Origin of the sequence: Amycolatopsis taiwanensis DSM 45107, from assembly GCF_000519205.1 — a bacterium.
Classification (GTDB): Bacteria; Actinomycetota; Actinomycetes; order Mycobacteriales; family Pseudonocardiaceae; genus Amycolatopsis_E; species Amycolatopsis_E taiwanensis.
The window spans coordinates 99,914-125,727 of the sequence record NZ_JAFB01000009.1 but is presented as its reverse complement, the minus strand read 5'-3'; the positions used below and the strand labels follow the sequence as shown (position 1 = coordinate 125,727).

Sequence of the window (25,814 nt, the reverse complement as noted above, 5' to 3'; positions counted from 1 at the left end):
ACGGTCGCGCCGGTGCGTCCTCACCCGCGACCGTCACCGCGAGGTGCTCGTCCTCCAGCACCGCGCGGTCCACCTCGATCGGGGCGTCCGAGGTGTTGGTGAGGCGGACCTCCACCGTCACCGGCTCCAGCGCGTCGAACCGCAACGATCCGCCCACGGCGTGCAGGGTCAAGGCGAGCCCGGAAACGGCGGTTTCCATGGCGTGGTTGACACCGAACGCGTCGTAACCGGGTGTGATGGCCTTGCGATCGGCGAATTTCAGGAACGTCGTCTCGCTCTTGCTGAACCGGCCCTCGAAATCCGCGTGGTAATCGCGCCCGGTGGCCGCCTGGTACCTGTAGCCGTAGTTCATGAAGCTCAACGTGCGGACGCTGTCGGGCGAGTCCAGCCACGGAGTGCCGTTGTGCTTTTCGAAGGAGTGCGTCAGGTTCAGCGCGTGCCCGATCTCGTGGATCGTCGCGATCCCGGCGGCCTCATTGCCGAGATGGTTCGTGAAGACGGCGACCCCTTGCCGCTGCTCCGAATCGTGCGAGTCGAACATGATTCCGGCCATCATCAAGCCGTCCTCGGGCAGCCGGCCGGCGTGGCTGAGGTACAGGACGGAGATGTGGCCCTTGCCCTTGCCGTGGAAGACCGAGTCCATCGCCATCAGGTCGTTGAGCTCGGCGACGTCCCAGCCCGTACCGCCGGAGTCGTCCCGTGCGGGCACATAGGGGATCGTGTTGTCGGCGACCTTGGTCATCCCGACACCGTGTTCCGCGTACACGGATTCGATCGTCAGCCTCTCGCCCGGGCGCTTCGCCAGGGTGAACCACTCCGGCACGTACATGTGTTCCGTGCGGATGACCTCGTACGTGAACGCATGGAAATGGTCTTGTGCGTAGTGGTATTCCTGAACAAGGTCTGGCATTCCCGACGGCGAGAACGTGACCTTGGCCCCGCCCCTGCCGTCCGCCTCGACCCGCACCCCAGTACGGAAGGTATCCCGCAACCCGGGCAGTAGCGAGGAATCGCCCGACACCTTGCCGATGTGCCCCTGATAGGAGTTCCGCCCGTCCCATTCGACCTTGGCGAACCAGGTGAGCTCGGCGCCGGATTTCGTGGTGATCGTGCCGCCGACGGCACCCACCGCGCGCTCGCCGGCCACGTCCACTCTCAGCACCGTCGCAGTGTCTGATGTGGACGACGAAAGCCGGTATGTGCCGCCGGCCAAACCTCCTTCCGGCCGCGCCGGGCCGGACAGCACCGGCAGGAACGGCCGGATCGGCTCCGCGGCGACCAGCGCCCCGGCGAGGCCCGCCGCGAGCACCGCGCGCCGGGTCGCACCGGTACCGGACCCCACCCACGAGTACCTCCGGTTGATCCCGTCCAGCGCCTCGAAGATCCGGTCCCGCAGCACCGGCATGCCTCGCTTGTCGTCGGCCGGAGTGCGCGCCACGTCGATCCGCAGCCGGATCGGCTCGGACCGGCCATGACCGTCCGCGCCGACGAGGATCTCGCGGGGGAGATTCACCTGCGCATGCCAGCCGTGGCCCGCGACGTCGGGCAGGATCTCCAGTTCGGCCATCGCGCCGGAACGGAACAGCACCACCGTCCGCGTGAGGTGGTCCGGATCCCCATCGCGCGGCGGCAGGACCTCGACCCGGCTCACCCCGTGCCTCGCGTACGGGCGGTCGGGCGAGGTCTCGTTCACCTCCGTCAGGATCCGCTCGATCAGCCCGGTGTGGCGGCCACGCGCCTCGTCCACCGCCTGGGTGCCGCGGAGCTGCTGCTCCGGCTGGTCGAGCAGCCGCAAGCTGCGCAAGTCCCGCTGCTGCTCGTCCACGGTCAGCCGCACGGTGGTGATATGCGGCCGCGCCAGGTATTCCTGGTACCGCTCGGCAAGGCCGTCCTCGATGGGCGCCGGTCCGCTGTCGCGGTACCTGCCGTCCGGCGAAGTGTGGTCGAACGCGGCGACGAGATCGAACTGTTCCCGCTGCCGCGACGGTGACGCGATCGGATTCAGGGCCATCGGGTCGATCGGCACCTCGCGACCGCCACCGTCCGGCGGAGGCGGCGAGGGCGGCCCGTCGTCGTCTCCGCCACCGCCGCCATCGCCCCGGTGCTCGTCAGTCGTGTGCACCAGGTGCGCGCCCTCAGCCAACCGGCCGGCGAACTCGGGCAGTGACAGCACGGACCGCTCGCCGCGCCGGGCCAGTTCGGGCACCGACAGCTTCTGCTCGCCGTCGGAGAACACCGGGATCGCCGCGACATAGGTGCCGTCGCCGGTGACGTCGGCCAGCATCAGGTGGTCCATCCCCAGCTGAGACAGCACCTCACGCAGCTGCGCCTCGGCCCGGGTCGCGTCGATTGCCCGCACCGTGGTCGGCAGCCCGGACAGCCGGGTCAGCATCCTGGCGGCGGCCTGCGGACCCGTCTCCTTCGCGGCGTGGCCGTAGCCGCCGGCCATCCCCGCCACCGCCTTCTCCACCAGCCGCATCCAGCGCGGCGTGCCCTCGGCGTCGCGCTTCGGCAGGTCGGCGGTCACCTGCAACAGGTCGAACCGGCCCGCGGGCAGCACCTGGCCGGGCCGGCTCTCGTCGGTGTCATGCAGGTACACCTGGTAGGTCTTGAACCGGGTCGGGCCGTCCTCGGGCAGCAGGCCCAGCAGCAGGTCCATCCGGGTCAGCGCGATCGCCTCCAGCGCGTGGAAGACGCCGGGCAGCACCATGCCGTCCGGCCGCGCGTCGACGGTCTCGTCCAGACCCGCGAAGAAGGCGCCGTCCTCTCCCCCGGTCCACCGGTGCCAGGCCCTCGGCAACCGAGGCCGGTGCACGAGCAGATTCGGATTCTGCGGATGCCGCGGGTCGTCGGGATCGACGTACTTGGTGACCAGCTCGACCACGCGCGGGTTCACCAGGAACATCCCGCTGCGGTCCGCGGTGTAGACCCACACGTACTCGCGGAGCAACCATTCCGCGAGGTCGCCGTGCTTCTCGGTATCGCCGTAATCGCGGAGGAGACTGTTCGTGAACTGGGAGCGGTCCGTCTCGAAGGCCATCCGCGCCCATGCGGAAGTGAACGTCCCGGGTTTGGTCCTCGCCAGCATCTCGAGGTCGACCACGCCGCCCGGCGCCACGGGGATCCCGTGCTGCCACAGGATTCTCGCATCTTCTTTCGAGAGCGGCTCCAGATCCGCCTTGCGGATCCCGTGTCTGGTGCGGTCCGGATCGCCGCCCCTGGAGTACTGGAGCGCGCCGGAACCGTCGGGCAGGTTCGTCAGCGCCCGCACGTACTCGCTGTCCTCCGGGTGCTCCGCGAACGCCACCACGGCTTCGACCATCGTGCGGTCCCAGTCCAGAACCGCCACCAGCTCGGCGGGCAGCATGTCCTCGGGCAGCAGCCGGTAGAACAGCCGCTCCACCTCGTGCCCCGCGACCTCACGCGCCACGACCTGTTCGGGGGGCAGCCCCGTCGGGGGGCCCTGCAGCAGGTGGGCCGCCTCGTGCAGCGCCGCCCCCACCGCGTCGGCCACGATGGCAGGGCGCACACCGTCCACATCGGACCGGGTCAGCCGCATGCCCATCCGGCCCGATTCGGTGTCCAGCACCGCGCGCACCCGCGGGTCGGCGGCCGCCCTGCCCAGCGGGGTCCACGACGGGACCCCGATCGTGTCGGGGCTCAGCTCGAACATCGACCGCACGAGATCCCGCACCGTCTTTTCGGCCTGCTCCGCGGTCACCCCGTCGACCACGCGGGTCAGCAGGCCCGACACCGCGAGCGCCACCTCCTCGATGGCGAACGCGTCGTCTGCCAGCGACGTGATCTCCCGGCCCACCGGCAGCTTCGCGAGCGCCACAACGTCGGGCTCGGTCACCCGCGACGGCTTCGCCCTGCCGAAGGTGCCGTCCGGAATCCCGGTCTCGGTGGCGAAGTCGGTGCCGGCAAGGCGCTCGGTCGGGGCTGCGCCGGGCAGCGAACTGGCGAGCCACGCGGCGTAGGGCACGCCGTGTCGGTGGAGCGCGGAGCGCACCAGCTCCCGGTACTCACCGTCGACCACGTCGCCGCTCTGGCCGAGCGGCACCCCGTGGTAATAGCGCTCCAGGACGATCCGCGTCGCCCGGTCCAGCTCCGCGCTCTCGGGCGCCTCCGGAGTCGCGAGCGGGTCCTCGTACGCCGGGCGTAGCCAGTAGCCGTCGCCGAACCAGCGCGGATCCACCTCCAGGATCTGCCTGCGCTGCCAGCCCTCGTACAGGTCGTGCCGCAGCGCCAGTTCCGTGGCCAGGCCCACCAGCGCGGCCCAGCCGTCCTCGCGCAGATCCACCAGGTGCCCGCCGCGGTCCCACACCACCGGAACCCCGGCCCGGCTCAGCGCCTCGCCGAAGCGGTCCACCTCGCCCGGCTCGTAGCCGAACACGGCGGCGATGCCGTCGATCGTGTGGAGCGCGTCCTCGCCGCCCCGGGTGAGGTTGGCGGCCACCGCCACGACGAACCCGTCCTCGCCGGAGAGCCGGTACAGCTCGCGCAGGTCCAGCTCGCGCTCGCCTCGCCGGAACTGGTTCGCGTTGTGCGCCAGCAGTGTTTCCACGTGCAGCGGCATGACCTGCAGCAGCGCTCGCCGGAAACCGGCCTCGTCGGCGAACCGGCCTCGCCGCCACGCCGGCACCCTCGCGCCCGACCGCGGGTCGGCGAGCGCGTCGTCCACCCACCGGCCATCCCAGGCGGCCCGGATCGCGGCTTCGTTGCGCCCCTCGATCACCAGACGCTCCAGCGGCCGCCCGGTCTCGCGCGCCCTGAGCCGCAGCGCGGCGAGATCGAGGCGCTTGTCCTCGGCCGCGCGCAGCTGCGCCCCGGTGAGTTCCTCCCGCGGCCACGGCCTGGCCTCCGGCCATACCTGGCCGTCGCCGGTGATGCGGTACCGCGCGATCGTGCCGTCGTTCTCGGTCACCGAGAGCTCGATCTCGACGGCGGCGTGTTCGGTCGGCGACAGTTCAGCGGCCAGATCCCGGGCCAGTTCCACCGGGTCGAGCGTCAGCCCGGCCGGCACCAGCTCGTGCCGGTACGGGGCCAGCCGGGGCGGCAGCTCGCCGAGCACCGCGCGGGCCGTGTCGATCGCCGCGATCCAGTTCCGCCTGTCCGCGGCGAACCGCCTTCGGCGCGTGACCAGTTCTTCGGCCGCATCGGGCTTCGTGTCCTCCCCCGCGGCCAGGTACGCGTCCTGCGCCGCCAACAGCTCGCGCCGTGCCGCGCGCAGCAGCGCGGCAGTGCGCCCGAGCTCCTCCGCGGCCTCGGTGAAAGCCGTGGCAGCCTCCGCCGGCAGGTCCGAAGTGGACCTCACGGTGGCCACGATCCTCGGCGCCAGCCGCTCGTGGTGCACTGCCAGTGATTCGGTCTCATCGCTGGTGACGATCAGCAGCGCGCCCGGCTCGGTCACCTGCGGGCGCAACCGGCGCGTCACCGCCGCGAGCGCACGCGCCGGGTACCGCGGATCGTGGCCGGGCAGCCCGGTGGCGACGCGCAGCGCGGCGTCGAGGTTCAGCACGTTCTCTTCGGCCACCCGGCGCCGCTCGGCGAGCCGCCGCGCCACGGCCTCGCCCAGACCGGGCTTCTCATCGGTCAGGCGCCACGCCGTCAGCTGGGTCATCTCCCGCTGGAGCCGTATCGCCTCATGCTCGGGAATCTCCACGAACACGTCGCCCGGCTCGACGCCGGCCACGGCGCGCGCACCATCGGTCTCCGCGATGACCTCGAACCGGGGCCGCAGCCGCACCAGCGCCTGCGGGCCGACCAGGTCCAGACCGAGGTTGTGCCGCACCCCGGTACGCACCGACATCCCGGTGCCTTCCTCGCCCCGGCGCCGCACCCCGCCATCGCCGCCCACGGACAATCCGTGGCCGAGCGGCAGCTCGCCCTCCGGGGCCAAGCCGCCTTCCCCGCCATCCTGGAACTCCCATTCGGCGGTCGTGGTGCGCTCGTAGCGCTCGGCGCGGTACGGCCCGTACTCGCCCGGCCCATACCACTGAACGATGTCCACCTCGACGTCGTGCATGCGCACGGTCAGGCTCATCCGCTCCTCAGGCGCCGTGGGAAGCCTGGCGATCTCGTACTCCTCGCCGTGGGCCAGGTCATGCCACTTGGAGATCAGCTGCCCCGGGGTGAACAGCTCCCGCAGGGTGCGCCCGACCCGGCGGGCCTTGGCCGGGCTGACCAGGGCCGTGGCGGCCTCCTCCGCGGCCGCCAGAATCTTCTCGGCCTCCGCCTCGACGGGCGTGGTGGTCAGCCACTCCGGCAGCGCCGCGAGCCTGCGATGGTTCAACCGGTCGTAAGGGCCGTGCGGCAGCGGCGCCGCCTTGTGCACCGGGTACCGGAGATACAGCGTCCCGGTCGAGTCCTCCGTCTTCGTCCGGGGTTCGGCGTTCTCCACCGCGGCGCGCACGCGGGCCATCGGCCAGGTGCGCGCGGGCTCCAGCATCCACGTGAACCGGGCCTCGTGGCGCTGCCGGTACCGCACCGCGCCGTTGGTGTCGAGCACACCCTGTTCGCGCATCCACAGCGTCTCGCTTTCGAGGCCCCGCACCCAGCTTGCCGAACCGGTGAGCTCGGCCTCGGCGCCGAACAGGTGGCCGACCGCGCCGGCGTTCATCGACCGCGTGTGGATTCGCGCCACGCTCGAATGTGGCCATTCCCGGCTGCCCACCATGCTGGCGTCGGCGGCCTCGAGAAGCTCCGGCACCGGCTCCCCGATCGGCACCAGCTCGTACCGGCCGTGCAGGCGCATCCAGCGGCCGTCATGGCGGATCACCCCGGAGTAGAGGGTGGTGCCGCCGGGGGTCATCGCGGCGCGCTGCGTGTTACCCAGCGCGGCACCCGGCGCGAGTACGGCGCTCAGGTGCTTTTGAACGCCGGGAATGTCCAGGCCGTTGGGCAGCAGCCGCTGCAGCACGCGGATCGCGCGCCGGTACTGGGTGACGCCTTCGCCGTGGTCCGGCCGCCAGCCGACGACCCGGCCCGCGCCGAGCCTGCTGCCGGTGGGCGAGGAGTTCGTGTACACCGGCGGCTGGTACTGCCTGGCCAATTCGGCTTCGTGGTCGGTTTCGGTGTACACGCGGCGAAGTTCGGCGGCCGGATCCGGGGCGTGCCGGTCGGCGTCCGGGTACCGCGCCAGCGCCCGCTCGACGAGCGCCTGGCCGGCCCGCCGCCGGAGCACCGCCCCGGCCGCCACCCGCCGGTCGAGCTTCAGCTCACCCGCGGCCCACCGGTTCAGCAGTTCGTCGATGATCTCGCCCGGCACGGCCCGCACCACGACGTCCATGCCGTTCGCGTAATACTCGAGGATCAGCGGCGCCGGCACCAACCACTCGTAGCTCACCGGCACGCGCTCGTCCCCGGCCGTGACCTCGACGTCGGCTTTCAACCGCAGCGCGGGCCCCGGCAGAGACGCGCCGAGCTCCTCGATCCCGCCGGGCCGCCCCTGGTCGAAGACGGTGCGGCCACCGCTGGTCACGCCGCCGGTGGCCCCTTCACCGGTGACCTGCGTGCCCGTCGTGCCCGACCGGCTCCGGCGCGCCATACTCTCCTGCCCCGCCTGGGTCAGCGCGAACGGCCCGGTCATGACGCGCTCGACCAGCGCAGCCGTCTGGAGCCCGATCGCCTCGCCGGTGAGTACCACGCGGGGACCTTCACCGGCGGAGACCGGCAGGCCGTCGGTCAGCAGCTCGGTGATGTGAGCGCGGATATCGCCCGTGCTGATCTGGCTCAGTGGGGTCTCGGGGCTCTCGGTACCGAGCGCCCGGCCCGCCGCCGCGGCCAGCCCGCGAATGTCCGCGTGGCCCATCGACGCCATGTCGGTGAGCAGTTCCAGCGGCACGCCGTCCGGGGTGGCGATCACGGGCCCGTCGATCGCGCGCTCGCGCGGCACGATCAGCTCGGCGAACTGCCCGTCCACCTCCCTCGTCGTGGCCCTGCCGCCGGGATCGCGCACGGTGACCGTCCACTTGAGAGGGATACGCAGCTTGTCGGCCGGGCCGCGGTACTCGGTCCTGGTGCCCGCGTACTGCTCCCACTGCCGGGTTTCGCCGGTGCTGAACGTGTTGTTCCGCGTCCAGCCGAAGAACTTGGCCAGGGTCGCCATGCGGGCGCGGATCCGCTCGTACTGCAGATCGGTGGCGACGCCGGTGACCGCGGCCGAGATCGTCACGGCGTGTGTGTGGTCGAGGTGCCCCAGCAGTTCGGCGTGGTCGGTGTCCCACTCGGCGCGGACCTCCACCTCACCGCCGCCCGAGGTGGGCACCCGATGGCCGTCCTGGAGTGCCTCGGTGAGCCACATCTGCGCGTTGCCGGGGTCCAGGTTGTCGAGAATCGACTCCAGTTCCTGGTGCTCGGCCGCGGGCAACTGGTCGAAGACGACGTGGTGGACGGCATCGAGGCCGGTCAGGCGGGTCAGCTCGTCGATCGGGCCGAGCCCGGTCTCGCGCGGCCGGAGCGGGGTCGCCCGCGGGTCCGGTGGCGTGAACCCGCGGCGCACCACAGGCATCCGGCGTTGGGTGGTGCCGGGCTGGGCGACACCGCGCTCGTCGACGTTGGGCTCGCGCACGGTGCGGGTGACGATCTCGCCGCGCTTGTCGTACACGAGCTCGTCCCGGCCGACGGGCAGCCCGTTCGCGGCCGCGTCCTCGACGGCCAGCTCGACGTGCCCGGTGCCGATGCGCTCGGCCGCCGCGACCAGCGCGTTCCCGGTGGTGTGGAGCTCGACCTCCGTGACGACGGTGGCCTGGTAGGTGTGCATCGGGCGGGTGTCGAAGAACTCGGGGAACTCGACATGGCCGTGGAAGTGGTGGCCACCGGTGGCCATCGCCCGTTCCCGGTACCAGTTGAGGAACGCCGTCGCCCAGAACCCGAAGGAAAGCCCGCCGCGGAGGCTCCTCGTCACCTGGAGGGAGCCGCCGGAGCTGCGGGTGTGCATGCCACCGTGACCGCGGTAGAGGCCCGACGCGGCGGCGTGCGCGGGTTTCGCGGTGTCCCACTCAATCCTGGTGCGCACGATGACCCGGTGAGAGACGTTGCCCTCGCCGTCCATCAGCTGTGCCTGGAAACCGCCGGGGGCGAGGGCTTCGCGGGTCCGTTCCTCACTGTCCAGGTGCACCAGCAACTGACGGCGCTCCTCGGCCGGGAGGTTCCCGGCGAGGAGGCCGGTGAGCTCGGCGGCGTCGCCGGTCGGCACCAGGCGGCCGGCCCGCAGCAACTCGGCCTCGTCGCGGTGCGCGTCCGCGAAGGTGACGGTCTCGCCGATCGGTTGCTGGTAGGCGGCGTTGACCCACACCGCCAGCGAGGACGGTGAGCCGGCCTCGGTGCAGCTTCCGGCGCCTTCGAACCAGGGGGTGACGGTGAGTGCGTAAGCCTCGAACGTGCCGCGGTGCTCGGTCGCCGACCCGAGGCGGCTCATCAGGCTGTTGGTGAACCGGCGGGTCTCGCCAAAGCTCCACTGAGCGTCCCCGCCCGACCGGAATCCGGCGAGGCCTAGGAAACCACCGCCCTTCCAGGCGCTTTCGCGCAGGCGGGACACGATGGAACCCAGCATGGGCATGCCCATCACCATGCTGCCGCGGCGGTCCAGCCGGACCGGCGTCGGCATCGGGGCCGCGTCGTCGACCCGGTAGCCCATGGCGAGTTCGGCCTCGCCGTGGACGAGGGTGACGCCGTGGCCGTCGAGCAGGCGGGGCAGGACCGCGGTGAGCTTGGCGTTCAGCTCGGCGGTCGTGATCGCCGGTGTGTCGTCCCCCTTGCGCGCATTGATCGCCGCGGCGAACTCGGCCAGGTGCGGCAGCCGCTGGTCCACGGGGCTGACGTTCGCCAGGGCCAGCGGGGACAGCCCGCCAGCGGCGGTGGTCTGGACCGGCGTAGAGCCGGGCGGGGTGGCGGAAGCCGTCCCGGTCGGGGCGACCGTCTCGGCCGGGGCTGCCTCGGTGGGGGTGGCCGGGGTCGCGGCCTCGGCTGGGGCCGGGTCCGCGGTGGGGGTGGCCGGAGCCGCGGTGTCGCCCTCGGCGGGGGNGGGGGTGGGCGCCGGGCTGGGCGTGCGAGGTGGGAGGTTCCAGGCGCCCGGCCGCGGCTCGGGCTCCGGCCGTGGAGTGGCCCCTGGCCCGGGGACCGGATCCGGTCGTGACGGGTCGTCATCCTCTGGCCCGTCGGGCCGCTTGACGCCGACGATCGTGCGCTGATCCGATCCGTGCACCGCGGTTATATCGACCCCGGCATCCCTCAGGATCGCGACGAGCCGCCCGTCATCAGCCGCTCGCCCGGTGGTGATGGTCAACGTCGACTGCGGCGGCAGGGCGGCCGCGAGATGCGTCAGGACGCTGTCGGTGAGGTCGTCGTGTGCCCAATTGTCGAGGCGTAGTCGTACCGGCGCGGGCGTCCTGCCCGGCTGGTTCCGTGCCTCGCGGGTATGGAGGTCGTGTTCGGCCCGGGCGTGCTGAAGCATCGCCCGCAAGCGCTCTTCGTCACTGGATTCGCCCGACGGTCGCGCCAGTTCCGCCTCGATCCGGGCTGCCGCCTCCGCGTACACCGCGGCATAGGCCGCCGGGTCGTACGGCCCCTTTCGCACGTCCGCGACCACGACGCCGGGCCACGCACCCGCGAAATCGACTTCTGTCGCGCCGAGCCGGACCAGGGTCGCCGCCAGATCACCAAGGTGGGCCGCCGCGTGGTGACCCGTCTCGATCGACAGCACGCCGTTGTCCGCCAAGATCTCCAGCGCGTCGGGAATCGCGCCGATCGCGGGGCCGGTGAAGTCCCCGAAATGAACGTTCTTGAAGAAGACAACGGGATATTCCGAACTGGACGCGGCGACGTCGCCCAGCTCGGCAGGGTCGATGTGTCGCGCGCCATCGCCTGCACGGCCCCCCACCACCAGACGCGGGCCCGCCGGCAGGTCGGGACGCATCGGGCGCGGCCGGGGCTGCGACCCGATGATCCGCCTCGTTCCGTCGGCGCCGGCTTCGACCGTGGTCTCACCGAAGAACCACCCCATTTCCCGGCGAATGTCCTCGACCGGCGTAGCACCGTCGACGAGCACGACCATCCGGCCGTCGAAACGCAGCGCAAGCCGGGCGGCGTAGATCGTTTCGGCGAAACCGCCGGTGGACCGGTCACGGACGATCGTCTGCAGGACGATCTCGGAGACGGGCGCCCCCTGGTGGGCGTTGATCTCCTCCGGTGTGCCGCCGTCGATCACCAGCCGGTCCATGAAGTCCAACCGCGGATCCCGCGGCTCGGCGGGTTGCTGGGGCTCTTGTCCTGCTGGCTGGCCACGAAGCTCCGCCGACTCGCCTTCGGCAGGCCGCTCCAGCATGAAGTCGAGCCGGGGATCCCGCGGCCGCACCGCGGACTCCCCGGGGGCAGCCGGGTCGGTCACCGCCGGGTTTTCCGGCAGGGCCTCCCGAGCGGGCGGGCCGACAAGCTCGGGCAGAGCAGCCAGCGCGTGCCGCAAAGCCGTCGCGCCCAGCAGCTTCCGCTGCAACGGGTCGGCGGGTGAGGCGGGCAGCAGGACGTGGGCCGGTTCTCCCGATCGGGGGTCAGGTGCGATCAGGGCCGCCTCGTCGGCCGGGACGTTCATGGCGGCCGGGTCGACGTCCAGCCGCACCTGCCTGCCATCCGGCAACTCGACGGTCCAGACCCCGTCCGAAGCCTGCTGGACGCCGCTGTCCCGCAACCAAGCCGCGACGAGTTCCCGGGCAAGCCCGGGATCGACCGCACTCGTATCCGACGTGGCGGCCCACGGGAGCGCCACCCGCCGCGGCGTGTCCAGCCCCGGCTCCGGGACCGGCACGGGGCCGGGAACGGACTGGTGGACATCGGCACCGCCGGCCGGAGTGTCGATTGTGGACGGTGGGGTTGCCGGCTCGGGCCGGTGCTCCGGCGGAACTTCCCGAGGACGAGACGGTGCGCTGACGACCTCGGGCAGGATGGCCAGTGCCTGCCGCAAAGCCGTCGCACCCAGCAGAACCCGTTGCGAACGGTCGGCGGGCGAGGCGGGCAGCAGAAGGCGCGCGGGTTGTCCCGAACCCGAATCGGGGCCGATCAGCACCGCCTCGTCGACCGCGGCGACCGCGTCCACATCGAGCCGCACCTGCCTGCCATCCGGCAGGAAGACGGTCCAGACCCCGTCCGAACCCCGCTCGGCGCCGTTGGCCCGCAACCAGTTCGCGGCCAGCTCCTCGGCAAGCGCGGGATCGACCGCACTCGTATCCGACGTGGCGGCCCACGGCAGCGTCACCCTTCGCGGCGTGTCCCGGCCCGGCTCCGAAACAGGCGCGGACGGTGGCGGCGCGTCGCCGCCCGCGGGCTGACGAGCATCGGCACCGCCTTCCGACGTGCCGCCTGGGGGCGGCGGAGTCACCGGCGCGAGATCCGTCCGGCCCGAGCCGGAGGAGGCGCCGGAGCCGATCTGAGGGGTATGGCTGACCGTCTGGCTGGGCCGCGACGGCGGCGTCCCTTGCCTGCCCGGTCCCCGGCCGCCCGGCCCATGATCCGGCCGCGAAGACCGGCCATCGCGCGGCCTGTTCGCGCCGCCGATCTCGGGGTTCGCGCTGGCGGCGTCGTGCTCCTCCACCCGTTTGAGGAGCTTCCCATAAGGGTCGCGCTCTCGCAGAACCTCGGCGAACTTCCGTCGCAGCTCCTCGTTCCGCTCGCGCGAGCCGGCGACGTCCGGGTCGAGGTCAGCCGGGATCCGGTTGACCATGCGCCGGATCTCGGCGAATCCCGCCTTGAGGTCCACCTGTTCGGCGGGCTCGACGGTCGAAGCCGGATTCTCGGATCCGTTGTGCTCCGGACCCGCCTCCGGTTCCGCGACCGTCTGGTCTGGACCAATTCCCGCGACCGGGCGCAGTTCGCCGCGCGCCGGACCCGCCTCCGAAACCGTGGCGAGCTCCGGGGCGTTCTGGTCCGGCTCGGTCTCCGGCGCCGCGGTGAGTTCGACGCGATGGGCGCGCTGCGGCGCTTCGCCCTCGTAGAACGCGTGTCGTGGGGCCGGGCGGAGCGCGCGGTAGCGCTTCCAGGCCCCACGGGCGAGATAGATGGCCGGGCCGGACAACGCCAGCGTCGTCCCGGCCGCCATCATCTCCGGGGACTGGTTCAGCATCATCAACCCGACGCCCTGCAGAGCGCTTTGCGCCACATACATGGCGCCAGGCCCCTTCTTCGCGGANTCNCGCCCTCGCTTGAGCTCGATANNNANGCCNATCCTNGNCAGCACGGCAGTGCCNGCGGTNAGGCTGACCGCGGAGACCGCCTGCAACCAGTGGCCGGCGGCGATGTACTGAACAGTCAGTGCCGCGTTGGCCAGAGTCAGCATGGAAAATGCGGCGTTGTGCAGTTTGCGTGACCCGGGGCCCACGGCCTTGTCGTAGCCGGACCAGATCGCGGGCAGAGTGATCGCGGCGAAGCTGACGTCCACCGGAAGGAAGCCCGCGGACACCCACTGCGCCAAGCCGTGCAGGGTGAACACCTGGTACAGATGGCCGAAGAAGTGCCACACCCAGGTCCCGGCCACGATCGTGTTGAACGCGCGCCCGAGCTTCCCGGCCTGCGGATTCAACCGGTTGATCGAGTCGACCGTCCCGCCGGCCAGCCGGTTGACGTAGTCCTTCCACCGGGAGAACAACATGTTCGCCCAGACCCGCCGGCTCCAGGCGGTGACGCCGCGCGGGAGTCTGAAGTGGACGGTGGCGAGATAGTCGATGACGAACTGCCTCGTCCGCTTCTGGATGTTCTGCATCACCTCTGTGGCGTGCTCCGCGAACACTTCGCGGAATTTCTTCCCACCCGGACTGATGTCGTGGATCAGCAGCTTCTTGAACATCTTCGCAAGCCGGTTGATCACCTCGAAGTCGACGCGCTCCCGTTCCATGAGCGACTCGGTAGTGACCCGGAGTTCCGTCGTATGCGCGTTCTTGATGTTCGACAGCACCGACCGCACCACGAACTGAAGGCCGTTCGCGACGGTGACGGCGCCTGCCGTCAGAGCCGGGGTGAGCCCCATCGCATATGCCGTCACCCCCGTCGCCATGGTGGCCCCGACCGTGGTCCAGCCGACGACGGCACGCCGGCGCCAGAACTTGCGCAGCTCGTTCTGCGAAGCGTTGGAATCGTGGCGACCGCGCTCGGTTTCTTCGACGTCGCGGTATACGCGCTCGACCAGTTCCTGCCGTTCCTCGGGCGAGAGCCCTTCGGACGCTTGCAACGCATAGTGCGCCGAGGCCAGGGCTTGCACCGTGACCGGCAGGTCCAGATCATCGGCCGTGTCCACCGGTCGCAGCCCGCCGCGTTCCCGACGGTTCTGCCAATAATCGGTGACCGACTTGCGGATCTTCGCCGTAATGTCGGAGCGCACGACATCGGCAGCCGCGGCGGACCTGAAGTCGCCATAGACGATCCGGTACGCCTTGATCGCGGACTGGATCTGCGGATTACGCCGCCAGTTCCCTTGCCACTCGTCCGGACCCACACCGGGACCGGCCGCACGGGCTGGATCGGGCTCGAAGAACTGTCGCAACCGCCGCGCCCGCTCGTGGAACTCCTGCTGGAAGGACTCCGGGAACTCCGAAATGAGCTCGACCCACGCGTCGTGGTAGTCGGAGAAATACTCGTCGACGAACCGCTGATCAGTCTCGCGCTCGGAATCCGTCATGAGCCTGACGTAGTTACCGCCGCCGATCTTACGGACGATCTCCGCACCATCGGGATAACGTTCCATGATGGCGACGAAGACCGGCTCCATCTCCGTCCAGTGCCGGAACATCTGAACACTGGGCATCTGACTGATGCCATCCGAGCCGAACGCCAGCCGGTCCTGATGCTTCACCGCGAACTCGATGAACCGCTCGAACACCGCGGGATCATCACGGATGTACTGCCCCAGCGGCGTCCACGAAAAGTCGTAGTTCAACCCGGGGAAGCGGTCCAGCATCAAATCCAGCCGGTCGAGATGACCAGCCGTCAGCGTCGTCCAGTTCCCCACCCCCAGATGCGCCCACACCAACCGGTTGTTCCGGAACTCCGGGTGGTGCTCGAGCAACGCCATCATCGGCATCAGACCACGCTCATCCGGCGCCCCCGACTCGAACAACCCGTTCAGGCCGACCTTCGCCCACCCATTGTCGTGATGCAGCAGCATCATCTGACCGGTTTCGCGATTCGCCCGCATCTTCTCCAGGAAATGCGGATTGAACATGTCCGGGACTTGTTCGGGCAGGCTGTCCGCCAGCTCCTCATGGCCCGCCGCACGGAGCAACTCCCGCAGCGCGTCGCCGTTTTCCACCAGGCGTTCGAGGAAATGGACCTGGTCCATCGAGGACAGCCCGTCCGCGGCCACCACCAGGTCTCTCGCCCGGGCCTCGTCCGCCCCCGTGAACCGGCCCACCTCGTCGAGGTCGGTCTTGATCTGCACCGCGGCGGCCACCGTCCGCTGGAGATGGGCGATCCAGGCGCGGTTGTAGATGGTGTTGGCCTCATCCCCCAGCAGCTGCCCGACCGCCTCCTTGTCCGCCGTCTGCTCAGCGCCTTTCTGGAGGCCCAGCATCGCCATCAGCAGGTCATAGCCGTGCGCGCCCGGGATGTCCCACCTGGTGCCGACCACCCCGACATCCGCCCGCCACCGCACATCCGCCGGCAATTCGCGGTACATCTTGAACATCAACGCGTCCGCGAGCTTCCCCTGCAGCTCCAGCACGCTCTTCTTGTCGATCATGCCGGCCCGCAGGCCATTGATCAGCCCGTAATACGTCGCACCACTCGCCGCCGCCAAACCGAACGCCCGCTCACGGATCGCCGAATACAGGATCCGGCCCTCGTCACCGAGTTCCTCGCGATACCGCAACTGCCGCTCGGCCAGGCTCTGCCTCGGCTCGTTCTTCAGCCACTTCATCACCGCGGCCAGCCGGGTCGGCTCCGACCGCTCATTACCGGCACCGAGGTACTGGTTGTCGAGCGCGTAGCTGAGCAGGTGGTGGTGAATGTCGCTCATGTGCTTGGTGGACAAGCGATTGCGGAACAAGGCCTCGGCCGTGTCCCGCGAAACACCCTTATCCAGCAAGGCCTGCAGCGACGCCGGGTCGTCCGGATCCAACGAATCAAAGAAGCGGATCAATTCCGCGACATCGGGGATGATCGCGCTGATGCCGAACACGCGACGCCCGGCACGCGCCAGGAACGCCCGCGATTCGAGCACGGCGTCCACCACGGGAAGCCGGTACTTGGGCGGCGTCTCGGAGGTACCCGGGCTGACCACCCGACGCGTGATCTCGGTGATCTCGGTGTGGGTCAAGCCGGTACGCCGGGAAATCTCCCCCAGCGAAACTCCTTGATCGCTCGCCTGGACGATCACCTCACGCACTTCTTCCACGTAGGCCACGTGAGCTACGTCCCGCGCGCGTTCGGCCAGCAGGAGGCCCATGATCGCGCGCTCCAGCCGGGCCTCGTCCTCCCTGACCGCCTTGGCGGCCGCACGCAGCCGCTCGCTCAGGCTGCCGGTAGCCGACCGGCCGGTGTCCGTGGTCTCCCCCGTCGCGCGGCGGGCGGTCACGTACCGGACCGGTAGGTGCAAGGCGTCCGCCACGGTGCCGGAGACTTCGGCACCGCCCGCTTCCCGCAGCAGGCCCGGCGCCCTGCTCTTTCGGCCGGCCACCTTCGACCGCACGAGCCGAAGCTCCGCGGCCGCCGCACGGTACTCGGCCTCGGCGTGCCGGCGCGAGGGTTCCGCCCGCCGCACCACGGACGCCAGCTCCCGCCGGACCCCCACCAGGTTCCGGGGACTCCGACCCGTCGAACCGAACGACTCCGCCAGCTTCGGGTCCTCCGGCTCCGGGTCGAACCTCGGCCGGGTGCCCTCATCGACGATCCGGTCCCGCGCCGGCGAGACCAGCTGGTCGGCCGCCCACTGCGGCAGGCCGGCTTCGATGGCCTTGCGGTGCGCCTCGTCGACCTCCCGGAGCGCTTCGTCCCGAGCCTCGGTCCAGTCCCGCTCCGCCTCCTCCAACCGGGTAGCCGCCTCATCGGCCGCGGCCAGCAGCCACTCCCGGTGCTCGCCGATCAGGCGCAGGGTGGTGTCGGCCCGCCGGCCGATCAGCTGCCGTGCCAAATCGCCGTCGGGGCCAGGCGGCGGGACCGTCACGGCACGTTTCTGGATCGCGCCACGTGGTTCCAGGATCAGCGCCGCGACCTCGTGCTCGGTCAGCTGGTAAACCGCCGCCAGAGTGCTCACGATCAGCTCAGCGTCGGCGGGAAGGCCAGTCAGCTCGCGCAGCCGCTGCGCCACCCACGGCAGGTAGGACTCGTCCTTGTCGATCGCCCGCAACGCCTCCGCATAGGCGGCCCGAGCCTGTTTCGCCGCTTCGGCGGGCCCCCGCGCCACCCGGTCCGCGACCGTGCCGGCGAAGTTCCGCAAGTCACGGGACGGCCGGAAGACCACCGCGGGGATGAAGCGGCGCACCCCCGCGAGCCGGCCGGGCGGCGCCGGCTCGACGCGGGCAGGCGGCAGGTCCCCGAGCCCCAGCGCGACATGCCGGTAGGCCACGGCCCCGCGCAGCGCGTCGGCGATCGCGCGTGCCACCTCGGCCTCGGAGAAGTGGGTGGGCAGGTCGAGCAAGTGGACATCCGGGGTCGCCATGGTCAGCCGCAGCCGGGGCGCGTCGAGCCCCGGCATGGTGTGCACCACGACCTGGAACGGCGCCCGGGACGCGTCGGCCGCCCGGATGATGACGCGCGCACTTCCCGGATCCGCGAACACGCGCGGATCGCGCACCGAGTCACCCAGGCCCGCCGAGGCCAGCCCGGCCTCGGCGGCGGAGATCGCGATCGCGGGCCCGTCCCCGCGCGGGACGCCCGTCGCGGCCGGCGTGGTCAGGCCGTGGCGGAACCGGGAAAGCAGAATGAGCTGGAGCTGTTCGGCGAGGACCGCCGGCAACGTGTCACCGAGCGCGCGCATGGGCAACTCGAGCTGGTACCCGTCGTATCCCACCCCGAAGAGGTCGTCCCGCGCCCGGACTCCATCGCGATAGTCCTGGTAGAACGACCAGGTTTCGGTGCCTTCGCGCACCACGACGGCGAACGGGGCGTCGTCGGTGTAGAACACGTTGACCCGCAGCTCATCCGGGCCCGTGCGGGTGGCTTCCAAGCGCACCGGGTGACCCGCCAGCCGTGCGGTGCCCGTCTGTTCGATGCTCCTGAGCAACCCGTCGTCGGCCGGGCGTTCGGCGACCGGGGCGGAATTCGCACCCTGGTCGGTCACGGCCGGGGCAGGAGTCCCTTGCCCGGGAATGTCGGCAGCCGGGGTGGTTTCCCTGGACGCCGCCGTGGTCGACCCCGGTTCGCCACGATTCGCTGCCTCCCCAAGCTCCTGCCGGACCACGTCGCCGATGGCACCCGGCATGGTTTCGAGGAGTTCCCGGCGGCCGGCCAGGTCGAGCGACCCGACCTGGCTGAACGCGACCTCCCGCAAAGCCAGCAGTTCGGCCGGCGACGGATCGGGCAGACCCGCACGCGCCAGGAGATCGCGGAACCGGGCTACCTCCCCGAGTTCCAGCGGATCGAACCCGAACCACGGCATGGCATCCCGGACCGAACGCGGCTCAGCGAGCGGAAAGACGCTGGTCAGGGCGGTTACGAGGCCGTCGCGCGCATGTGGCCCCACGGTGGAAAGGACCACCGGATCCGACCACGGCCGCCTGGCCCAACGTTCGTACAGGCCGCGCAGGTAATCCATGCCGTATTCACCGGCGACGACCACGGCCGGGTGCAGGTCGTTCCCGAACCGCGCATACAACTCCGCCAGATCGACATCGACCAGAAGCAGCCGGTACTTCGCGTCGGGATCGTCCAGCACATTGGACACCGCCCGCTGGAAGCCCGCGCCGAACGGCTCGGCGCCCGGGTTCGGCTCTACCGGAGCACGCCCCTCGGTCAACGCGGACAGGATCTCGCGCGCGTGGCCGAGGGTCTCCAGCTGGGACTGGATCAGACCGCGCAACACGGAGTCGTGCCACGCCCGCACTTCGGCGAAGGCGGGGTGAACCTGGTCGCCCAGCGCGTCCATCCACGCCTGCACAAGTCGGTGATCCTTGAACTCGCGAGCAAAGGTCACTTCCTGTGCCGCCCACGCCAGGTGATCCGCGACGGTGATCCCGAGCGCCCGAAGGTCATCGACCGGCGACGTCGGCCGCAGGGAGGTCACCACCTCCTTCACCAAAGCCGCGGTGACGAACGCCAGCGGATCACCCATCCGCAAACCGGCGCGTCCGGAACCCCAGTCATACACACCGGCGGCACCCACATACGGGCTGATCCGCTCCCGGGCATCGGGGTTGTCGCGGAAGGCCTCGGCCACGCCTTGTTCGTCGAGCACGAAAGCCTCGCGGACCAGCTCGTTGATCCGGTCGACGACCACCGATTCATCGATCCCGAGCCGGTCGGCGATCGCCCGCGCGCCATACCTGGCGAACCGGGCGATGGCCTCCTGGGTGGCGCCGTCGAGGCTGGTGACGATGCGCGCCTGGTCGGCCAGGCTGGGAAGCGGGCCGAGGAAGTCCGGGTTCGCGGTCCACCTGGTGGTGATCCGGCCGTCCTTGTCGGTCTCGACCTCCCACCAGCCCGAGACGTCCTTCAGGGCGACTTCGCGATGCAGGACCTGCGACTGCCCGGTCACGTCCGTACCGTGGTGGGCCTGCGTGGCGTCGACATCCAGCCCGCCGGACGTGTAGTGCTCGGCGATCCACACCCGGTTTGGTTTGACCTGCGACGCCTGCCTGAGCGCGGCGACCAGGTCCGCCCTCGATCCCGCGCTGCCCCCGGCGAAGTCGTCGACGTCGGACAGGGTGGGCTCGTGATCGACAACGGTGACCCCGTGCCGGGGGAATTCCGGAGAAATCAATCGTAGGAGATAATGCGGCTCCACAGGATGGTCAGGTGTTCGATACACCGCACCGTCGGCGATGCGGAGAGTGCCGTCTCGCAGCCCCTCCGACAGCGCGATTCCCGCCTCCGGGCGCACCCGGTCGACCAGCTCGCCGCGCCGGAGACGGGCAAGCGCGTCGGCCATCCGCCACTCCGCGACACCGACGTCGGGGCCTCTACCGCCCTGGACCACCGAGCGGGGCACGGCCACCTGGCCGAGGCGCCCGGCCCCGGCTGCCTCCGGCAAGGCAGCCCGCAGGCCGTCCGGCAACAGGTCCACCGCTTGCCGGAGGGCGCTCTCCAGCAGCGCCGTGCGCTCGGTCGCATCGGCCGGGACCTCGGGCACCACGACCTCGACCGGTCCCAGCCCAGTGACCTGCCGGGTCCGCACGTCACCGCCGACGACCCGCAGCTCCGGCAGGTGCAGCCACGGAGTTCCGACCGGCTCGCCCGCCCGGACGCGCAGCAGGAACTGGGGGCCGGCGTCCAACTCGACCAGCCACAGCCGGCCCGGCGCCGCGGGGTCCGGCACCGGCCGCACCTCCCGCACACCCGGCACACCCCGGACGAACACCTCCGCGACCGTCGCGGCCACGGCATGGGGATCGGCCATCGCGCCGCCCGTTTCGGGCCAGTGCGTCAGCAACGGCACCTCGCGCGCCGGGACCGTCAGCCGTCTGCGCCGGAACCGCGCCAGCGCCGTCGCGACCGGTCCGCGCAGCTCCTCGCGGAACGCCGCACGCACCGGGTGCTCGTCGGCCGGAGCCGCCGGCTCGGGCGAATACGCCCCTTGGAAGGCGAACTCTTGCGTGGGCTGTCCAAAGATCCGCACCGACGCCCGGTCGGGATGACCATCGGTCAGCCGGCCCCAGCCACCGTTGCCCAGGAAGCTGATGCGGCCGTGCTCACCAACGTAAGCGGACGCGTACGGATCCCAGCGCAGCCGGCCATCCCACCGCGTGCTCTGCCTGGACTCGAGGCTAGCGCCGCTGCTCACGGTCAGCGTCGAGTCGTCCGCGTCCCGCCTGACCCAGATGTCGGCTTCGCCCTGCTCCGCGGAGAAGTGCAACCACTGGTTCGCCACCCGCTCCACCGAGATCGGCGACGGAACCCGGTTCAGCCCGAGCAGCCCGTCCAGCAGCCGGTTCCGCCAGTTCCCGGGGGCCCCGGCCGGGACTTCCAGCTCGTACATCGACGACACCGAACCGACATGGGTCTTGCGGCCGGTCGAACCGACAATGTCGAATTCCCGCGCGAGCCCCGCTTGGTGCAGCCCCTGCCACACGGTGTGGTCGATGCCAAGCCGTTCGGGTGCCGACCCCGGCACGAACGAGGCTAAGGGGGTTATTACCTCCGAATGCCAGTTGTAGCGATCGTAGACGTGGACCTGGTAATCCACCCGGACCTGCTCGTCGGCATGCATCGTCACCACGCCGGTGACGGCCCAGTAGAAGGTCCCGATCGCGAACCACCAGTCCGGGCTCTGGTCCTGCAGACGCCATTTGTTGAATCGCCGCCAGTCGCTGCTGAACGAGAACTGCTCGACGTCATCACGAGGCCTGCCCTCAGCGCGAGCCTGCGCCTCGTGCTCGCGCACGATGCTCAGCACCTCGAACCTGACCTGGCCGGCTACGTCCTCCAGCAACCCCGGGATGTCCCGCAACATCCGATCCGGATCGACGACGAAATCCTCGCCCGTATTGCCGAGGAAATGCCGCAACAACGACGACGCGTTCGAATGGCCTCTCAGGGCACCCAAGGCGGCGATGGCATGACCGAGGGACCGGTGAATTCGCGGCCAGAACGTTGCCGGCTGGACCGCGTGCGGCCCTGAACCAGCGCCGATGGGGGTGTCACCGGGGAGTGGTTTCGCGGGTCGAGCGGGCAGCGCCGGGCTCACCGCGGGCCCCGCCCGCCCCGGCGCCGACACATCGATGCCCTCGGTGCGATGGAGTTCCGTCAGGCTACGGCGGAGCTCCCACAGCGGTATGCGCAGCACCATGACCTGGCTCGCCGAGACAGCGCGGTCGATGGCCTGGTCGAGTTCGCGCGCGTGCCGCGCCACCGCACCCAACAAGTCTCGCGCCGTTTCCGTCAGGCCCGGCTGCCGCAACGCGCGCTCGACCCCGCCGAGGACCCGGTCGACCAGGGGCAGCTCGCCGTTGCCGATTCCGTGCACGGTGGCGACGAGATCGACCAGGTCGAGCAGCGAGATCCCGTCGCTGAAGGCGTCCGCTCGACGGTCCATGGGCAGCAGCAAGTCGGCGACCTCAACCCACTCGTCGATGAGGCTGGGACCGATGTGCCGCGAGAGGGCGGCCGCCAGCAACGCGTGGGCCATCTCGCCGCGCGCCCGAACTCGCGCCAGGAAGCGGCGATCCAGCGGTCCGCCGACCTCGCGCATCCACGTCGTAAACGCGGTGCGCCGGCCGATGTACTCCAGCAAGCCCGAACCAGGGGGCATCGGGGGTTGCAGGCGGAAATCCTGTTCCCAGCGCCGCAGCCGCTCCTGGATGACGAGCATCCTGTCGTGCAGCTGGTAGAAGCCTTCGGCCCGTTCGACGGACGACACTGCGCGCGTCGAGCGCAGGTTCGCATCCATCTGGTCGACGCGCTTCGACACCGCTGCCTGCACGCCGGCCGGGTCCAGCCACTGCCCGACCATGTCGCCCAGTTCGGAGAGCACCTCGGTCAGATCGTGTTCGTCGAGCCATTCCCCGTCGCGCAGGCGATGCCCGAGGTCTACAGTGGACGGTTTCGCGCCGGAACGGCGCTCAGGACCCAGGTTCGGCTCGGCAGGCGACAACCCCCTGTCCATAGTGGACACGACCGCACCCGGGAGATCGAAGTCGACCAGGTAACGAGACGCCACCACACCCCGCAGCACACTCTCGCTCCAGGCCCGCACCGCCTCCATTTCCGCCGGCAGCGGTCCCTCCAACGAGCGCATCCACGCCAAAACCGCTTCGTGATCGGCAATCTGCCGATCCAGCAGCAGCCGCGCCGCGGAAGCACGCTCACCCGGCCGGTCCGCCACAGCCGACACGCGCACCACATCGAGCGGCGACTGCAGCCGCAGCGAAGTCACAACCTCCTTCACCAAGGCCGTGGCAACCAACGCCAACGGCTCACGCAACCGCAAGCCGACCCGACCGGACTCCCAGTCATAAACCCCGGCAGCAACGCCTACATACGGCGCCAGCCTCGCCACCGCGGCATCATCACCGGGGAACGCGTCCGCGATCCCAGCCGAATCAAGATCGAACGCCGACCGCGCCTTCTCGCTGATCCGCCCGATCAACATCTCCTTGCTCACACCGAGCCGGTCGGCAAGCGCATCCACCCCCCGCGAAGCGAACGCGACCAACTCCTCCCGAACGGAGGCATCAAGAGCGGTCACCACCCGCCCCGGATCAACGGCATCGTGAGCGGCGCGGGCCTCGGCGCCGGAGTTCCGGTGCTGCTCGAGGTGAGCGCGGATGTCGTCCTCGCTGAAGTGGAGACCGGTACCCCACACCTCATGGGCTTCGTTGAGACTGCGGGTCGAGATACGGACCCAGGTCTCCCGGTGTTCTGGCGTGGCCGCCGGATCCGCGAAGGCTTCGGCGGCACGAACCGAGTCGACGATCGCGGACTTGATCTTGAAGTACGCGCGATAGCGCGGGAGGTCCATCTCCCAGCCCGCGATGGCCTCCGGCGGCATGCGCTCGGACCAGAACTCAATCAGCCGGGCCTCTTCCGCCGGCAAGTAGCGCATGAGATGCAGGTGGTTGGCGAGGTCCGCGACCGGGTCGCCATAGAGCGCCAGTTCCCAGTCCAGGAACATGAGCGTGCCGTCCGGCCGGACGATGATGTTGCCCCGATGCAGGTCCATGTGCAGGAGACCGAACGCGCGATCGGTCATCTCGTCGAAGCTCTGACGAACCCCGTCCAGCGGATTTTCTGGAATACGGAACGCTTCCCGAAGCAGCCGACCGTGTTTGTCGAGCCCGCTGCGGTAAACGCCGACCGTATGGTCCGTCAGGCTTCGCACGAAGCGCCGAGTACCTCTGGGCGGCCAGCCATCGATCCGGGGAACCTCGCCGCCCGACACCTCGTTGGCGGCGACGAACAGCCCCACGACAGCATTGATCACGTGGTCCCCCACCGGCGTGCCGGCAGGGGCGAGTTGCGCCAGAACCGCGCCCGCCTCGAAGACCTGGATCTGTTTTCCGTCAACGCTCGACGCGAGGGTGGACACGCTTGGCAGTACCGGAGCCAGGCCGAGTTGTTGCGATCGCAGGTGCCTGAGCAGATCGATCTCGTCCCAGACCCACGGATCCATAGCGGGCGGCGCCTGGTCGATCGGCATTCGCACGTTCAGCAAGCCGAAGCGGCTCTCTACCCTGACATTGCGGTTGTAGTGGCCTTTAGCGCCCGGCGAGACACCCGCCAGGTCAAACACCGACTGCACCCACTTCTGCAACAGCGCGTCGTGCTCGGGGGCAACGCTGGCGGGATGGACGCCCTTCTCGAACATCTCCGCTTCGATACGCGCCAGTCGAAGCCGTGCCTTTCGCCGGTGCGGTTCCGACGGATTGTTCTCCCCGATCTGTGCGCCAAAGTCCTCCCACATCCAGTGCTCGGGCGCCTGGCCGGCACGGAGCTCGAGGCGGCTGAGCGCGTCGTCCACGCTGTTGGGCTCTCGCTGCTCGGCGATCGCGTCCCGGACCGTCTCCGGGCGGAGATCACGGTGCTCGCCGCCGAGGCTGGGCTCCACCGGCGGGACGCCCAGCGCCACGTCGGACACGAAACGCTTCAGGTGTGCGGTGTCGTCGAGGTACGCGGACGTCACGGCGCCGGCCAGGAACTCCGGGGTCCACTGCTGCACCACGCTGAGCCCGTCCCGCTGCCGGGCGAGCCACTTTCGCGCGATCTCCAGGTCCTGCATCTCGCGGTCGATCAGCCAATTCACGACGCGGTCGTTCGGCCGGCCGTCGCGAATCAGCTCCGGCTCGCGCAATCCGGCCGCCTCCAGTTCCGGCGACGGGCGGAACGAGGTGGCGACCTCCTTCACCACGGTGGTGGCCACCAGCCACAGCGGCTGGTTCATGCGCAGGCCCAGTCGGCGCTCGCGCCAGTCGAACACGCCGGACGCCGACGCGTAGTCGCCGTCGCGCAGTTCGAACGCGCCGGCGAGCAGGTCACGGACTCGCGCGCGGACCTCGCGGCCGACCACGTCGCCGCCACGGGCCCTGATCGCGTCGGCGATCAGGACCGCCCCGTTCCACACGGTCGCCTCGATCCGGGCCCGCGTGACGTCGTCGAGCGTGGTGACGGTGCCCATCAGGTCCGACGGCGCGTACCAGGCGTCCACCACGCGCAGCGTCTCCAGCAGCCGCTCGCGTAGCTGCGACACACTCGGGTCGAGGCCGACCGTCACCGGGGACCGCGACCGGCGGAAGCCCTCGCCGTCGCGGGCGGTCGCGGGGAACCGCAGATCGCTGTGCGCGCCGGAAACGGGCACCGTCGGCGTCAAGTTGATCTCGGTCTCGGCGCCGGAGGCGAACTCCACTCGCGCCCGGACCCGGCCGAGGCTGTCCGTGCCGTCATCGAGCAGGGCAAGGCTGGTCACGTCGGCGGGCAGGTCCGCGGCAAGCCGCCGGACCGCGTCGATGATCCTGGCCGCGCCGATGGTCCAGTCCACTGGCTGCTGGTCCGGGGTGAACCCTTCGGCGCCGCGCAGGGATCGCCGCATCGGCTCGACGAGCTCGGCCAGCTGGGTCCCGGCGTCCGGGGCCGTCTCGGTCACGTGCACCAGGTGCACCACGTGGTCCGGGGCGCCATCGCCGAACACAGAGGCACCGGGGACGACGAAGTCACGGTTGTCGACGCCGAACTCGGTGGCGACCGCG

General features: G+C 70.5%; 1 protein-coding gene (cut by both window edges). It reads right to left on the bottom strand.

Every position in this 25,814-nt window falls within one protein-coding gene, locus tag A3CU_RS43985, for a preprotein translocase subunit SecA, read on the bottom strand. The gene is 81,651 nt long; 18,191 of those nucleotides lie to the left of the window and 37,646 to its right, leaving coding positions 37,647-63,460 in view (codon 12,549, partial, through codon 21,154, partial); the first complete codon in reading order (the gene reads right to left) occupies nt 25,811-25,813. Both codon boundaries (start and stop) fall beyond the window edges.